The organism is Paenarthrobacter sp. 4246, from assembly GCF_040546855.1.
Lineage (GTDB): Bacteria > Actinomycetota > Actinomycetes > Actinomycetales > Micrococcaceae > Arthrobacter.
On record NZ_JBEPOP010000004.1, the window covers coordinates 396,410 to 412,284 of the forward strand.

General features: G+C 62.3%; 7 protein-coding genes. 2 read left to right on the forward strand and 5 right to left on the reverse strand.

Going from position 1 to position 15,875, the window contains the following annotated elements; genetic code table 11:
* Positions 1 to 37 precede the first annotated feature (37 nt).
* A complete protein-coding gene (locus tag ABIE35_RS09830; protein WP_354514491.1) occupies positions 38 to 10,594 on the reverse strand; it encodes a CLIPPER-2 domain-containing protein in 10,557 nt (3,518 codons plus the stop codon).
* A gap of 186 nt (positions 10,595 to 10,780) precedes the next feature.
* Positions 10,781 to 12,436, reverse strand: coding sequence for a sigma-70 family RNA polymerase sigma factor (locus tag ABIE35_RS09835; RefSeq protein WP_354514493.1), 1,656 nt, complete (start codon positions 12,434 to 12,436; stop codon positions 10,781 to 10,783).
* A 108-nt stretch (positions 12,437 to 12,544) separates the two neighbouring features.
* Between ABIE35_RS09835 and ABIE35_RS09840 the strand changes: the two genes are divergently transcribed.
* Positions 12,545 to 13,162: a hypothetical protein gene (locus tag ABIE35_RS09840; RefSeq protein ID WP_354514494.1), complete on the forward strand. Its 618-nt coding sequence runs from the start codon at positions 12,545 to 12,547 to the stop codon at positions 13,160 to 13,162.
* A gap of 2 nt (positions 13,163 to 13,164) precedes the next feature.
* Here the strand turns inward: ABIE35_RS09840 and ABIE35_RS09845 are convergent, their stop codons facing one another.
* Both ABIE35_RS09845 and ABIE35_RS09850 read right to left on the reverse strand, forming a co-directional pair.
* Positions 13,165 to 13,521 carry a GNAT family N-acetyltransferase gene (locus ABIE35_RS09845; protein ID WP_337340710.1) on the reverse strand — a complete coding sequence of 119 codons (357 nt, stop codon included), beginning with the start codon at positions 13,519 to 13,521 and terminating at the stop codon, positions 13,165 to 13,167.
* Positions 13,518 to 14,882, reverse strand: a complete 1,365-nt coding sequence (locus ABIE35_RS09850) for an acyltransferase family protein (protein WP_354514498.1) — start codon at positions 14,880 to 14,882, stop codon at positions 13,518 to 13,520. The genes ABIE35_RS09845 and ABIE35_RS09850 overlap by 4 nt, the downstream gene beginning before the upstream one ends.
* A gap of 148 nt (positions 14,883 to 15,030) precedes the next feature.
* Between ABIE35_RS09850 and ABIE35_RS09855 the strand changes: the two genes are divergently transcribed.
* The gene (locus tag ABIE35_RS09855) at positions 15,031 to 15,450 is read left to right on the forward strand and encodes a VOC family protein (protein WP_089593291.1); all 420 of its coding nucleotides are present in this window, start codon (positions 15,031 to 15,033) and stop codon (positions 15,448 to 15,450) included.
* A 15-nt stretch (positions 15,451 to 15,465) separates the two neighbouring features.
* Here ABIE35_RS09855 and ABIE35_RS09860 read toward each other — a convergent pair whose 3' ends face one another.
* Entirely contained in the window at positions 15,466 to 15,858 is a 393-nt protein-coding gene (locus ABIE35_RS09860) for a DUF1304 domain-containing protein (RefSeq protein WP_354514500.1), read from the reverse strand.
* Positions 15,859 to 15,875: the final 17 nt, after the last annotated feature.

A 15,875-nucleotide genomic window follows, 5' to 3' on the forward strand; every position in this document is an offset into this window, starting at 1 on the left:
CCAGGGTTGGGGCCCTGATTGCCGCGCACTTTTTGTCCTATGCCTCGGAACGCTTTCGGCGTCCAACGAGGAACAGGAACAGCCCCGCGCCGACTACCAGCAGGCTGATGGGCAACACGGTGAGGACAGCTCCCGTGTTGGCCAACGGACCTGAAGGCTGGCTCGGAACTACCGGCGGGAAGGTCACAACAGCACTTGCAGGTGGTGTGGTACCCGGGGGTCCCGTCGGAGGTGTACCCGTTGCTGTCGCAGTATTAGCGACCTCACCGGCATTGATATCCGCCTGGGTGATCGCATACGTTGCCGTCGCGGTCACGGTCTCGCCGGGCAGCAGGGTTCCTGCAACGCCGGGCCAGGTGTAAGCCAGAGCCGAGAGGCCCGGCATCGGATCGTTGATGGAGACGTCCGTCAACGGCACGTTCCCGGTGTTCTTCGCGGTGAACGTGTACGTGATCACGTCACCCACCTGGGTGGGGTCTCCCACGGCCGAGGCATCGGCCGTCTTGGTGAACTCCAAACCTGCCGTCGGGGTCAACGGTGTGTCCGTTTCACCCGGAGGAGGCGTCACCGGAGTACCGGTGGGAGGAGTGCCGGTGGTGGTCGCCGAGTTGGCAACGTGACCGGCGTTGATGTCGGCCTGGGTGATGGCGTACGTTGCCGTAGCCGTCACCGTCTGACCGGGCAGCAGCTCGCCGGGAGTTCCCGGCCAAGTGTAGGTCAGCGCCGAAAGGCCGGCCAGCGGATCCGTGATGGACACGTTGGTGAGCTTCACGTTGCCGGTGTTCTTCGCCGTGAAGTTGTAGGTGATCACGTCACCCACTTTCGACGGACCATCCGTTGCCGGAGCCACAGCGGTCTTGCTGAACTCCATGGCCGGAGCCGGAATCAACGGAGTATCCGTCTCTCCCGGAGGAGGCGTCACCGGAGGACCAACGGGCGGGGTGCCCGTCGTGGTTGCCGAGTTGGCGACATGACCGGCGTCGATATCAGCCTGGGTGATGGCGTACGTTGCCGTAGCCGTCACTGTCTCACCGGGCAGCAGTGTTCCTGCAGCTCCGGGCCAGGTGTATGTCAGTGCCGAAAGGCCGGCCAGCGGATCCGTGATGGAAACGTTGGTCAGGGTCACGTTGCCTGTGTTCTTGGCCGTGAAGTTGTAGGTGATCTTGTCACCTGCAACTGTGGGGTCCTGAACAGCCGAGGCATCCGCGGACTTGGTGAACTCCATCGCCGGAGCCGGGGTCAACGGGGTATCCGTTGTTCCCGGAGGAGGCGTCACCGGCGGACCAACGGGCGGGGTGCCCGTCGTGGTTGCCGTGTTTGCCACATGACCGGCGTCGATATCAGCCTGGGTGATGCCATACGATGCCGTAGCCGTCACCGTCTGACCCGGCAGCAGCTCGCCGGGGGTACCCGGCCAGGTGTAAGCCAGGGCAGACAGGCCTGCCAGCGGATCGCTGATGGAAACGTTCTTCAGCGTCACGTTGCCGGTGTTCTTGGCCGTAAACGTGTAGGTGATCAGGTCACCTGTGACGGACGGATCCTGAACAGCCGAGGCATCCGCCGACTTGGTGAACTCCATCGCCGGCTTCGGGACCAGCGGAGTATCCGTGGTTCCCGGAGGAGGCGTCACCGGAGGACCGGTGGGCGGAGTACCAGTGGTCGTGGCGCTGTTGGCGACGTGACCGGCGTCGATATCAGCCTGGGTGATGGCGTACGTTGCCGTAGCCGTCACCGTCTGACCCGGAAGCAACTCACCGGGAGTACCCGGCCAGACGTACTCAAGGGCAGACAAACCGGCCAGCGGGTCATTGATGACCACACCCGTGAGCTTCACATTGCCCGTGTTCTTCGCAGCGAAGGTGTACGTAATAACGTCACCAACCTGTGAAGGATCCTGGATTGCCGAAGCATCCGCCGACTTGCTGAACTCCATCGCCGGCTTAGGGACCAGCGGGGTATCCGTTGTTCCCGGAGGAGGCGTCACCGGCGGACCGGTGGGCGGAGTACCAGTGGTCGTGGCGCTGTTCGCGACATGACCGGCGTCGATATCAGCCTGCGTGATGGCGTACGTTGCCGTAGCCGTCACCGTCTGACCCGGAAGCAACTCGCCCGGGGTGCCCGGCCAGGTGTAAGCCAGGGCAGACAGGCCAGCCAGCGGATCGCTGATGGAAACGTTCTTCAGCGTCACGTTGCCCGTGTTCTTCGAGGTAAAGGTATACGTAATAACGTCACCAACCTGCGAAGGATCCTGGACTGCCGAAGCATCAGCCGACTTGCTGAACTCCATCGCCGGAGCCGGGGTCAACGGAGTATCCGTGGTTCCCGGAGGAGGCGTCACCGGCGGACCGGTGGGAGGAGTACCAGTGGTCGTGGCGCTGTTCGCGACATGACCGGCATCGATATCAGCCTGCGTGATGGCGTACGTCGCCGTAGCCGTCATCGTCTGTCCGGGAAGCAGCTCGCCGGGAGTACCCGGCCAGACGTACTCAAGGGCAGACAGGCCGGCCAGCGGATCCGTGATGGATACGTTGGTGAGGTTGACGTTGCCGGTGTTCTTCGCCGTGAACGTGTAGGTGATCTTGTCACCTGCGACGGACGGGTTCTGGATAGCGGAGGCGTCAGCCGACTTGGTGAACTGCATCGCCGGAGCCGGGGTCAACGGAGTATCCGTTGTTCCCGGAGGAGGCGTTACCGGCGGACCAACAGGCGGGGTGCCCGTAGTGGTTGCCGCGTTCACTACATGGCCTGCATTGATGTCAGCTTGGGTAATCGCATACGTTGCCGTAGCCGTCACCGTCTGACCCGGCTGCAACTCGCCGGGAGTACCCGGCCAGGTGTATTCCAGTGCCGAGAGGCCAGCCAAAGGATCGTCAATGGTGACGTTCTTCAGCGTGACGTTGCCGGAGTTCTTCGCCGTGAAGGTGTAAGTGATCTGGTCACCGACAACTGCAGGTTTCTGAATGGCGGAGGCATCCGAGCTCTTGCTGAACTCCATGGCCGGAGCCGGGGTCAACGGGGTATCCGTTGTTCCCGGAGGAGGCGTCACCGGCGGACCGGTGGGCGGGGTGCCCGTCGTGGTTGCCGAGTTGGCGACATGGCCGGCGTCGATATCAGCCTGCGTGATGCCATACGATGCCGAAGCCGTCACCGACTGACCCGGAAGCAACTCGCCCGGAGTACCCGGCCAGGTGTAAGCCAGTGCCGAGAGACCTGCCAGCGGATCCGTGATGGACACGTTGGTCAGCGTGACGTTGCCCGTGTTCTTGGCCGTAAAGCTGTAGACGATGCGATCGCCCACAACCGACGGATCCTGAACACCGGAAGCGTCAGCCGACTTGGTGAACTCCATCGCCGGAGCCGGGGCCAACGGAGTATCCGTGGTTCCCGGAGGAGGCGTGACCGGAGGACCAACAGGCGGGGTGCCCGTAGTGGTTGCCGAGTTCGCCACATGACCGGCGTCGATATCAGCCTGCGTGATGGCGTACGTTGCCGTAGCCGTCACCGACTCACCGGGAAGCAGCTCGCCGGGAGTACCCGGCCACGTGTAGGTCAATGCAGACAAGCCTGCCAGCGGATCCGTGATGGACACGTTGGTGAGCTTCACGTTACCCGTGTTCTTCGAGGTAAAGGTGTACGTAATAACGTCACCAACCTGCGAAGGATCTTGGACTGCCGAGGCATCCGCGGACTTGGTGAACTCCATGGCCGGAGCCGGGGTCAACGGAGTATCCGTGGTTCCCGGAGGAGGCGTCACCGGAGGACCAACCGGCGGAGTACCAGTGGTCGTGGCGCTGTTCGCGACATGACCGGCGTCGATATCAGCCTGCGTGATGGCATACGTCGCCGTGGCCGTCACGGTCTGACCCGGAAGCAACTCACCCGGAGTTCCCGGCCAGACGTACTCAAGGGCAGACAAACCGGCCAGCGGGTCATTGATGACCACACCCGTGAGCTTCACATTGCCCGTGTTCTTCGAGGTAAAGGTGTACGTAATAACGTCACCAACCTGCGAAGGATCCTGGACTGCCGAAGCGTCAGCCGACTTGCTGAACTCCATCGCCGGAGCCGGGGTCAACGGAGTGTCCGTGGTTCCCGGAGGAGGCGTCACCGGCGGACCGGTGGGCGGAGTACCAGTGGTCGTGGCGCTGTTGGCGACGTGACCGGCGTCGATATCAGCCTGCGTGATGGCGTACGTTGCCGTAGCCGTCACGGTCTGGCCCGGGAGCAGCTCGCCGGGAGTACCCGGCCAGACGTACTCAAGGGCAGACAGGCCGGCGAGCGGATCCGTGATGGATACGTTCTTCAGCGTCACGTTGCCGGTGTTCTTGGACGTGAACGTGTAGGTGATCTGATCGCCCACAACAGACGGGTCCTGGATTGCCGAAGCGTCAGCCGACTTGGTGAACTCCATGGCCGGAGCCGGGGTCAACGGAGTGTCCGTGGTTCCCGGAGGAGGCGTCACCGGAGGACCGGTGGGCGGAGTACCTTCAGTAGTCGCCGAGTTCGCGACGTGACCGGCGTCGATATCAGCCTGGGTAATCGCATACGTTGCCGTAGCCGTCACCGTCTGACCCGGCAGCAACTCGCCGGGAGTACCCGGCCAGGTGTATTCCAGTGCCGAGAGGCCAGCCAAAGGATCGTCAATGGTGACGTTCTTCAGCGTGACGTTGCCGGAGTTCTTCGCCGTGAAGGTGTAAGTGATCTGGTCACCGACAACTGCAGGTTTCTGAATGGCGGAGGCATCCGAGCTCTTGCTGAACTCCATGGCCGGAGCCGGGGTCAACGGGGTATCCGTGGTTCCCGGAGGAGGCGTCACCGGCGGACCGGTGGGCGGAGTACCAGTGGTCGTGGCGCTGTTCGCGACATGACCGGCATCAATGTCAGCCTGGGTGATGGCGTACGTCGCCGTGGCCGTCACGGTCTGGCCCGGGAGCAGCTCGCCGGGAGTACCCGGCCAGATGTACTCAAGGGCAGACAGACCAGCCAAGGGGTCATTGATGACCACACCGGTGAGCTTGACGTTGCCGCTGTTCTTCGCCGTGAACGTGTAGGTGATCAGGTCACCTGCAACGGACGGGTTCTGGATAGCGGAGGCGTCAGCCGACTTGGTGAACTGCATCGCCGGAGCCGGGGTCAACGGAGTATCCGTTGTTCCCGGAGGAGGCGTCACAGGAGGACCAACAGGCGGAGTGCCGGTAGTGGTTGCCGAGTTGGCCACATGACCGGCATCGATATCAGCCTGCGTGACGGCGTACGTTGCCGTAGCGGTCACCGTCTGGCCGGGCAGGAGGGTTCCTGCCGCGCCGGGCCACGAGTACGTCAGAGCCGAAAGGCCGGCCAACGGATCCGTGATGGAAACGTTGGTCAGGGTCACGTTGCCGCTGTTCTTCGCCGTGAACGTGTAGGTGATCAGGTCACCCACAACTGCCGGGTTCTGGATAGCGGAGGCATCCGAGGACTTGCTGAACTCCATCGCCGGAGCCGGGGTCAATGGAGTATCCGTTGTTCCCGGAGGAGGCGTCACCGGCGGGCCGGTGGGCGGAGTACCAGTGGTCGTGGCGCTGTTCGCAACATGACCGGCATCGATATCAGCCTGCGTGATGGCGTAGCTTGCCGTAGCGGTCACCGTCTGGCCGGGCAGGAGGGTTCCTGCCGCGCCGGGCCACGAGTACGTCAGAGCCGAGAGGCCGGCCAACGGATCTGTGATGGAAACGTTGGTCAGGGTCACATTACCGCTGTTCTTCGCCGTGAACGTGTAGACGATGCGATCGCCCACAACAGACGGGTCCTTAACACCGGAGGCATCAGCGGATTTGCTGAATTCCATAGCCGGAGCCGGGGTCAGCGGGGTATCAGTACCGGCCGGAGGAGGCGTTACCGGCGGACCAACAGGCGGAGTGCCGGTAGTGGTTGCCGTGTTCGCGACGTGGCCTGCATTGATGTCAGCCTGGGTGATGGCGTACGTTGCCGTAGCCGTCACTGTCTGGCCCGGAAGCAGCTCACCGGGAGTACCCGGCCAGGTGTAATCCAGAGCCGAGAGACCCGGCAGCGGGTCATTGATGACCACACCGGTCAGCTTGACGTTGCCCGTGTTCTTCGAGGTGAACGTGTAGGTGATAACGTCACCGACCTGCGAAGGATCCTGGATTGCCGAGGCATCAGCCGACTTGGTGAACTCCATCGCCGGAGCCGGGGCCAACGGAGTATCCGTGGTTCCCGGAGGAGGCGTGACCGGAGGACCAACAGGCGGGGTGCCCGTAGTGGTTGCCGAGTTCGCCACATGACCGGCATCAATGTCAGCCTGGGTGATGGCATACGTTGCCGTAGCCGTCACCGACTCACCCGGAAGCAACTCGCCCGGGGTGCCCGGCCACGTGTAGGTCAGAGCAGACAAGCCTGCCAGCGGATCCGTGATGGATACGTTCTTCAGCGTCACGTTGCCGGTGTTCTTCGAGGTAAAGGTGTACGTAATAACGTCACCAACCTGCGAAGGATCCTGGATTGCCGAGGCATCCGCGGACTTGGTGAACTCCATGGCCGGAGCCGGGGTCAACGGAGTGTCCGTTGTTCCCGGAGGAGGCGTGACCGGAGGACCAACCGGCGGCGTACCAGTGGTCGTGGCGCTGTTCGCGACATGACCGGCGTCGATATCAGCCTGCGTGATGGCATACGTTGCCGTAGCCGTCACCGTCTGACCCGGAAGCAACTCACCCGGATGGCCCGGCCACGTGTAGGTCAATGCAGACAAGCCTGCCAGCGGATCCGTAATGGACACGTTGGTGAGCTTCACATTGCCAGTGTTGGTGGACGTAAACGTGTAGGTGATCTGGTCACCCACAACCGACGGATCCTGAACACCGGAGGTATCAGCAGACTTGCTGAACTCCAAGGCGGGGCCTGGAGTCAGCGGAGTGTCAGTACCAGCCGGAGGAGGCGTGACAGCAGGACCGGTGGGCGGAGTACCCGTAGTGGTCGCAACGTTCGCAACATGCCCGGCGTCGATATCAGCCTGCGTGATGGCGTACGTCGCCGTAGCCGTCACCGACTGGCCCGGAAGCAGCTCTCCCGGAGTACCAGGCCAGGTGTAGGTCAGGGCTGACAGACCCGCCAAAGGATCGTTGATAACAACACCAGTCAGCTTCACGTTGCCCGTGTTGGTGGACGTGAACGTGTAGGTGATCTGGTCACCCACAACCGACGGATCCTGAATGCCGGAAGCATCAGCCGTCTTGGTCAACTCCAGAGCCGGACCAGCCGTCAACGGAGTGTCAGTACCAGCCGGAGGAGGCGTGACAGCAGGACCGGTGGGCGGAGTACCCGTAGTGGTCGCAACGTTCGCAACATGCCCGGCGTCGATATCAGCCTGCGTGATGGCGTACGTCGCCGTAGCCGTCACCGACTGGCCCGGAAGCAGTTCACCTGCAGTGCCGGGCCACGTGTAAACCAACGGCGAAAGTCCGGCCAGCGGGTCATCAATGACCACACCGGTGAGCTTCACGTTGCCCGTGTTCTTGGATGTGAACGTGTAGGTGATCTCGTCACCCACAACAGACGGGTTCTGGATGTCCGAAGCATCAGCGGACTTGGTGAACTCCATGGCCGGAGCCGTCGTCAGCGGAGTATCGGTGGTTCCCGGTGGAGGCGTGACCGGCGGACCAACGGGCGGGGTGCCCGTGGTGGTCGCTGAATTGGCGACATGTCCGGCGTCGATATCAGCCTGGGTGATGGCGTACGTTGCCGTAGCCGTCACTGTCTGGCCCGGAAGCAGTTCACCAGGAATGCCTGGCCAGGTGTAAACCAGAGCCGAGAGGCCAACCAGGGGATCGTTGATGGACACGTTGGTCAGCGGCACGTTGCCGGTGTTCTTGGATGTGAACGTGTAGGTGATCTGGTCACCCACAACAGACGGATCCTGAATGGCGGACGCGTCAGCGGACTTGGTGAACTCCATTGCCGGAGCTGAGGTCAGCGGGGTGTCCGTGGTTCCCGGAGGAGGCGTGACCGGAGGACCAACAGGCGGGGTGCCCGTAGTGGTTGCCGAGTTCGCCACATGACCGGCCGTGATATCAGCCTGCGTGATGGCGTACGTTGCCGTAGCCGTCACTGTCTGGCCCGGAAGCAACTCGCCCGGAGTGCCTGGCCAGGTGTAAACCAGAGCCGAGAGGCCGACCAAAGGATCATTGATGGACACATTGGTCAGCGGAACGTTGCCGGTGTTCTTGGACGTGAACGTGTAGGTGATCTGGTCACCCACAACAGACGGATCCTGAATGCCCGAAGCGTCCGCGGACTTGCTGAACTCCATGGCCGGAGCCGGAGTCAGCGGGGTATCCGTACCAGCCGGAGGAGGCGTCACCGCAGGACCGGTGGGAGGAGTACCAGTGGTGGTAGCCGTGTTGGCGACGTGACCGGCGTTGATGTCGGCCTGCGTTATGGCGTACGTGGCCGTAGCCGTGACCGTCTGGCCGGGCAGGAGCGTTCCTGCAACACCGGGCCAGTTGTAAGTCAGAGCAGACAGGCCAGCCAACGGATCGTTGATGGATACGTTGGTCAGGGATACATTGCCAGTGTTCGTGGAAGTGAACGTGTAGGTGATCTGGTCGCCAACAACTGACGGGTCCTGGATATCCGAGGCATCAGCAGACTTGCTGAACTCCATGGCCGGAGCCGGAGTCAGCGGGGTATCGGTACCTGCTGGCGGCGGGGTGACAGGAGGACCTGTCGGAGGATTACCCGTGGTGGTGGCAAGGTTGGCCACGTGTCCTGCATCGATGTCAGCCTGGGTGATGGCGTAGGTGGCCATAGCCGTCACGGTTTCACCGGGCAGCAAGGTGCCCGGAGTTCCCGGCCAGGTGTAGGTCAGGGCAGACAATCCATCCAGGGGGTCGTTGATGGTGACGCCCGTCAGCGGTACGTTGCCCGTGTTGGTGGACGTGAACGTGTAGGTGATCTGGTCACCCACAACAGACGGATCCTGGATGTCTGAAGAGTCAGCGGACTTGGTGAATTCCAATTCCGGTGCCGGAACGGCCGTGTTGGTGAGAACACAGCTGATATCGGCGCCAGCAACAGGCACCAAGGAGTAAGCAGCATCTACTACCGCTCCGTTGGGCAGCCCGGCCTGGAGACCGTTGGCATCAACACAGGTGATCACCTTGCTGTAACCGGACAGGTTGGTACCCGACTCCGTCAGGTAGTACGTTGTGCCGGCGTCAGCGACGTATTCGCCAGTGACACCTGTACCGGCAGTAACGGTGGAACCCGTACCTGTGGTGGTGGCGTTGGCAGTGTTGCTGACAACAGGTCCCGTAGCCGAGCCGGTGCGGATCTCAGTGGTGAACTGATCCGAATCCATCAGGCGGGTGGCATCCAGGGCCTTGCTCAGTTCAAGGCGCGGGGCCCTGACTACCAAGGTGGCGTCTGCCGGCGGGTTCAGGTTGGTGACGATGTTGGCCGGACCGTTGACATAGGTGCCCTCGGCCGCTGCCGTGACATCAACTTCGATGGTGCAGGAGGTCATGCCCAGGGCGAGGTCCCCACCGGTCACCGAGATGGTGTTGCTGCCGGCAACGGCCGTGCGCACCAGGGGGTTGGTTCCTGTGGCTTGTACGCAGGTGCCACCAATATTGGGGGTTCCTGCAATGACCACACCAGCTGGAAGAGTGTCGGTGATGAACCAGTCATTCTTGGCCATCAAGTCGTCTGTGTTGGTCACCGTCAAGGTAACTTTGGACGTTCCGCCGGGGCCAATGAGGGAGGGCGTAAAGGCCTTGTCCACCTGGGGAGTGACGTCCACGATCTGCGGAAGGTCAAAAGCGACATCGTTGCCGGAACCGCTGGTGGCTTCGTTCCTCAGCTCGAGACCGAGTGAAGGGGACGTGCCCATGGGAATCTGGTAGGCAGCCGACTGGAGCTTGGTGACATGGACCCGCGCAAGGTTGCTGGTGCCGCAGGGGTCGAGCCCGGTGCTGAGCACCTGGCGTGTTCCGTTAATGAGCAGACTGAAAGTCTCTTTGGCGTGGGTCGCCTGGCAGTTCACCTGCGCGAAGTACCCGGACACTGCGTAGTAGTGGCCCGCAATCGCAGGAATGGTGTTTGACTCGGTCCGGAACTGAACGCCGGGGGCAATCAGACCGCTGGGGCTGTTGGTGTACTCGGACAGGGCCTGGTTGCTGGCGGCCTCGGTGGCCGTTTGACCCTGCGCTTGGCCGAGTGCCGCGGCCATTTGCCGGATCTGACCCCATCCCGCAGGCTGGTTATTGACGCACCCGGCGTCGGAGGTGGGCAGCGGGCTGGAGGAGTTCAGGATCCATCCGTTGCATTGGCCACCGGCCGGTGTGTACGGAGTGTCTGCGTAGTATGTTTCGTTGGCAGCTTCAGCGCCGCCGGTGTAGTTGAGGATGCTGATGGCACCGCCGGTGGCATCCTCGTTGGAGAAGTCCTCGGTGTAGACCGGCGTTCCTGGTTGGGCAACACCGGGGGACCCCGGGACTGTCGCCAAGGCCGGTGGCGCTAAGGCGCCACCCACCCCCAGCGACATGATCGCTGTGGCGACGACGGCCGCCAACAGCTTTTGTGGACGTGTGTGTTTCACGGTTCTCTCGCTTTTCGTTGTCACGCACGAGGCCGACCCACAGAAGCGGATCGGCGTCGAGCTAGGCTACTCGCCAGTACTCCAGTGGATGGAGACGTCTCTTCGTGACGCGAAAAAAGGTAGAGAATACAGAAATTTTAAGAACCGCCGGAAAGACAGGTCAAAGAGGGCAGCCCGTGCGTGTGCTTAGTTGAACGTATTGGTGAAGTTCTTGGTGATGACACCCTGCCCGGCAAACCGGTAATCCAGCGTTCCAGACGCCGTGGAAGCAGGCATGGCTACTCCCACGGTGAATGCGAGGTCGTTACCATCCACGGCGTCCGTACTGCAACGGATCTGGCGGTCTCCCTCAGAGACACCATCGCAGGTCCACCCTGCGGGAGCGACAGTTTTTCCAGCCAGGAACGTTGCCCGGTCCGGCAGGGTGAAGATCACTTGGCCGGTAGACGGGCTACCCTGCCCCTGAAGCGAGAACTGCACTTTGAGGGTCCGTTCCGTCGGGCTCTCCCCTTGCGTAGCCACGAACTTGGCGTCAACCGTTTGGGTAGCGGGTGCCGCAGGAGGCACACCACTGGGTGCCGGCGTCGACGTCACCGTACCGGAGTCCACCACAACAGCCTTCCGCTGCGGGGCCATGGCTGGTGGAATCACGACGGCGGGAGGTTCCGGCAGCACTGACACCGGACTGTCGGAAGAGGGAGTTGCCCGTGGAGACTCGACGGCGGGAGGTTCCGCTACTGCGGGCAAAGACGCTGCGGGGAGCGGGGTCGCCGTGGGCGACGACGTCTCCTGAGCTGGCGGGAGGTTGGAGGCAGCCTCGGAGGTCGCCGTGGACTGCGACGCCGGGCTGGGCTGAAGGAACCACATGAGGGTCCCTGCCACTGCCATGACGCCCACTATCAGTGCGGCCGTCAACTTCCACGTGCTGCTGAGGCCACGGATGCCCTGGGTAGCGATATTTCCGGGTACAGCAGTGCTCCCGGTGCCACCGTGGGCCGCACCCGAAGCAGTGCCACCGGAGCCTATCGCCACTGCTGCCGCCGGAGTGAAGGTGATCCCTGTCAGCAGAGGGAAGAGGATGGAGCGCATGCCGCCCTGGATGTCATTGAGTTCAATCAGCAGAGCTGTGCATTTCGCGCAGCCTTCCAGGTGTGCGCCGACCTTCTCCGCGGAAGTGCGCTTCAACGCATTACGAGCGTACTTCCCCAACTGGCTGGCGTATTCGTCACAGGCCTGATCCACTGTCCGGCTGATGTGCTGCTGGAGGTAAGCCTGGCGCAGACCTTCCCTGGCCCTGAGCGCCAACGCCGAGACACCGTTGGGGGTCAGACCCACGAAGGGAGCGGCCGCTGCAGGCTTCAGGCCCTCGATATCCAAGTGCCACAGAACAGCCTGCCAGCGCTCCGGCAGGGATTTGAATGCCTTGGCCATCATGCTCGACTCAAGTTCGCTGACCACTTGATCGTTGTCCAGGACCGGAGCATCGAGGATGGCGTCATCCTCCGCTGTGGGCATCCGGCGGGCTTTGCGGTTTCGATCGTGGGCGGTACGCCTCACCACGGTCAGGAGGTAGGACCGGAAAAACTCTTTGGGTCCTTTGCCTTCCGTCAGCAGCTGAAAAATCGTGGCGAAAGACTCGGCCACCACGTCATCCGCGTCGCTCGGGTTATCCGTTTGGGAACGGGCAACAAACTGCGCCACTTTCATGTGCCGCTGATAGAGCACGTCGAAGGCCTCCGTTACGCCTTCACGCACCAAAGCAATGATCTGCGGATCGCTGGCAGTGGCCGTCGCCGAAAGTGGTGCCGCCCCATCGGCGCTGACCGCAAATACTTGATCCATAAACAATAGTGTGACATCAGAAACCGCGTGACTTGAATCGACCGTCCCGAGCCTGTAGAGAACTCTTAATTTCGCGTCACGTTTCCCACCAAGACTGCACTAACAAACATGACCCTCCAGAACCCTGGCGCGAATCGAGGAACCATGGACATCCGCCGCCCCCGCCCCTTCCTGAAACTGATGCGTGCTGTCCATAAAAACGGAGCGCAGCAACCCAGCGCTATTGTCCGTGGACTGCCGCTGCACAGATCAGGTCCACTGACCCGCAAGAAGAATGCAGGGCGCGCCACCTTGGTCTACGGAGCGGACCGGCCCGTGGCAATTCCAGGAGACACCGTCATCTTCACCGCTTGGATCATCAACCGCTCCGCGAGCCATCTGCGGGACGTGACATTGGTACCCCGGTCCTTCACCAACGAGGGCATGGAGGTGCTGCGTTATACCTCGGAACCTGTTGAGCGCGACCTTCGGATCCGGCTGCTGGCCCCCGGGCAGTCCGTAATGCGGAGCTTTACCTACTTGGTGACCGACGCCGACCATATCCACGGGGGCAGCCTGGTCAGCGCCATGCAGGTCCATGCCACCTGCCGCGGCCAGATTGTTTTCGATGAAAATGACGCAATAGTCTCCCTCAGCGGCGCAAGGAAGGACTGGCCCTTCCCGGCGGACAGGGCGGGCCTGCCGCTGAAGAGAAGGAAGAGCGCAGAGCAGCCGGTGCCCGCGTAGGCTTATTCGTTGCCCGGCTCGCCCACCGGCTTCTCGGCGGGCCAGTCAACATCCTGCTCATAGCCTTCGTGCTTTTTCAGGTACGCGGCGATGTACGGGCAATGCGGGATGATGCGCTTGCCGGACGCCACAACATCGTCCAGGGCAAAGTGCGCCAGGACTTTGGCCAAGCCCTGGCCGTTGAACCCGGGCTTGGTTTCCGTGTGGATGAAGTCGATGTGACCGGGCCGATCAAGGAACTGGGAAATCACGGCCAAATCGCCGTCAACGTGCAGCTCATAGCGGTGGAATTTGTCGTTGCGCACCGTAGTGACGCCCGGACGGAACGACTCTGCCAGTGAATCCGTGTACTCGGTCATGGTTCGAGATTGGCACTTAAACCTGGCTCTGGCAATGTGGGGAGCTGACTGGCGCGCCGCTCATGGATCCTAAGTTCACGCGATGGCGGCAGCACCGGCGTCGGAACCCTGCCCAGCAACAGGACTGAAAGGGCAAAGCACGCCGCTCCCCCACCCAACAAGGCAAGCGTCAGTCCGTGTAAGGCGGCGTCCGCAAGCGGGATCAAGACGACGACGGCGGCCGTCACCACAGCGATACGCGAGGGACCTCGCGCGTGGCTTGCCGCCGTCGGACGGTTCTCCAACCAGCCACATAGCCACACCACCGGCACCAGCAAGGCGACCACCGCAAGGAAAACAGGGATCCGGGCCCACCACCATTCGGGCGTGCCACCTGCTGGTTTGGGCACATCGGTGAGCAACAACAACCCTGACATGGCCACCAGCAGCGGAAGATGCCACAGATAGATAGTCATGGACCTGCGGCCGGCCACGGCAATGACTGCCTGGATCCAGCGGACCCCCGCGAGCCATGCAATGCCGTTGCGGAGCAGGTGAAGTGTTGCGGCCTGCGAGATGCCCAACAGCAGCAAGCACAGGTTGGGTGGGTTGATATTGACCACCATATTGCCCGGATAAACAGCCACCCCCGTCACCAGTCCCAACAACAGGTTGCTGGAGACAATGACACCCACCAACCAGGTGCGGCTGCGCTGTTCCAAGAAGCCATCCGCTATGAGGAAACCCAACTGCTGGACCGCGCACCACACGAAGATCAGGTTGGTGAACGCGAGCACGGGAAATGCGGCTCGAAGGGAGTCAACCGTGATAATCAACGCGACCAACGCGGCGAGGGTCAGCAGCGGGGCGCGTTCGTGCAACCTGGCCAGAAGTGGAACGCTGAGCTGCGCCGTGAGGTAGGCGGCCAGGAACCACAGCGGCATGGCGGCGCCGGCTGTCATGAGCTGGATGACCTGGGGGTGGACACCCAGCAGCAGCGCGATCCACAGCCCTCCCCACATAACGGCGAGCAATGCCATCGCGGGCCGGACCAGTCGGAGGAGCCGGAGTTGGGCGAAGTCGAATCCGTTACCGCCGCGGGCTCTCAGGCGCCGCCACGACTGCAAACCCGTCACACCACCCAGCACGAAGAACAGTGGGACGATCATGAGGGCCCAGGCCACAGGGGTAAACCAGCTTTGCTCCATGAGCACGTTCTCCGTGGTGACCGTCCCGTCCTTCTGCAGAACGGGGTTGGCCATCATGCAATGTGCAGCCACCACCAGGAGCAGGCAGGTGAACCGGACAAGGTCGATCGCCGGATCCCTCTGCGCCACCGTGTCCCGGCGTGCGCGGGGGTGCGCTTGCGATTCCCGCTCCATGGCTCTCCCTTGGAACCCACGCACCTGCGTGTTAACTCCATTGTCCGCCCGTCGGAGGGACGGAGCCAGCAGGCGGGATATGGCTGGTAGTCCACAACTGGTGTTTGGGGTCTGGACGGAGCACCGAAACACCGGCAGGATCGAAGCCATGACTACGTCTATTTTCGTGAACCTCCCCGTCAGCGACCTCGAGGCGTCCAAGGCCTTCTACACGGCCCTTGGCTACTCCATCAATCCGAACTTCACCGATGAAACCGCCGCCTGTGTGGTCTTCAGCGACACCATTTTCGCCATGCTCCTGACCCACGCCAAGTTTGCCGAGTTCACCAAGCAGCCCATCGCGGACACCCACAACTCGACGGCGGCAATAGTCGCCATTTCGGCCGACAGCCGTGAAGAGGTGGATGCCTTGGCCGCCAAGGCCCTTGACGCCGGAGGTTCCGAAACCTACGACCCCATGGACATGGGATTCATGTACAGCCGGGCGTTCCGTGACTTGGATGGACACCACTGGGAAGTGGTCTGGATGGACGAAGCCGCAGCCCAGGACGGACCGCCGGAGTCCTAGCAGAGAGTCTGGGGCCTAGTTAAGAGTCAGTGCCAGGACACCAAGCACGACGGCGAGCAGCGGCGTGGTTCCCTGGAGGGTCGCTGCGCGGAGGTACTTCTTGCCGCTCGCGGCGAGGACCAGGGCTGCCAGAAGCATGGAACCGCAACTGCTGAAGACCAGGGTCCAGCCCACCTGCGGGGCGCCCATGGCCACTGCGACGATGCCGATCAGGGCTCCGATGGCCAGGAAGAGGTTGTAGAAGCCCTGGTTGTAGGCGAGCGGTTTGGTTGTTTCCGCGTCAGCCTGGGAGGTGATGCTGAACGTTTTCCAGGTCTTGGGCTTGGTCCAGGTAATGGACTCCAAAGTGAAGATGTAAACGTGGAGCAGGGCAGCTATCGACGCGAAAATCAGGGAGGCCAGGATCATGGTTTGATCCTAGCCTC

Bases quoted from the DNA above. Each gene is read 5' to 3' on its own strand.
- ABIE35_RS09855 (WP_089593291.1), top strand. From the start codon at position 15,031: ATGACTACGTCTATTTTCGTGAACCTCCCCGTCAGCGACCTCGAGGCG.
- ABIE35_RS09835 (WP_354514493.1), bottom strand. From the start codon at position 12,436: ATGGATCAAGTATTTGCGGTCAGCGCCGATGGGGCGGCACCACTTTCG.
- ABIE35_RS09850 (WP_354514498.1), bottom strand. From the start codon at position 14,882: ATGGAGCGGGAATCGCAAGCGCACCCCCGCGCACGCCGGGACACGGTG.
- ABIE35_RS09840 (WP_354514494.1), top strand. From the start codon at position 12,545: ATGACCCTCCAGAACCCTGGCGCGAATCGAGGAACCATGGACATCCGC.
- ABIE35_RS09860 (WP_354514500.1), bottom strand. From the start codon at position 15,858: ATGATCCTGGCCTCCCTGATTTTCGCGTCGATAGCTGCCCTGCTCCAC.
- ABIE35_RS09845 (WP_337340710.1), bottom strand. From the start codon at position 13,521: ATGACCGAGTACACGGATTCACTGGCAGAGTCGTTCCGTCCGGGCGTC.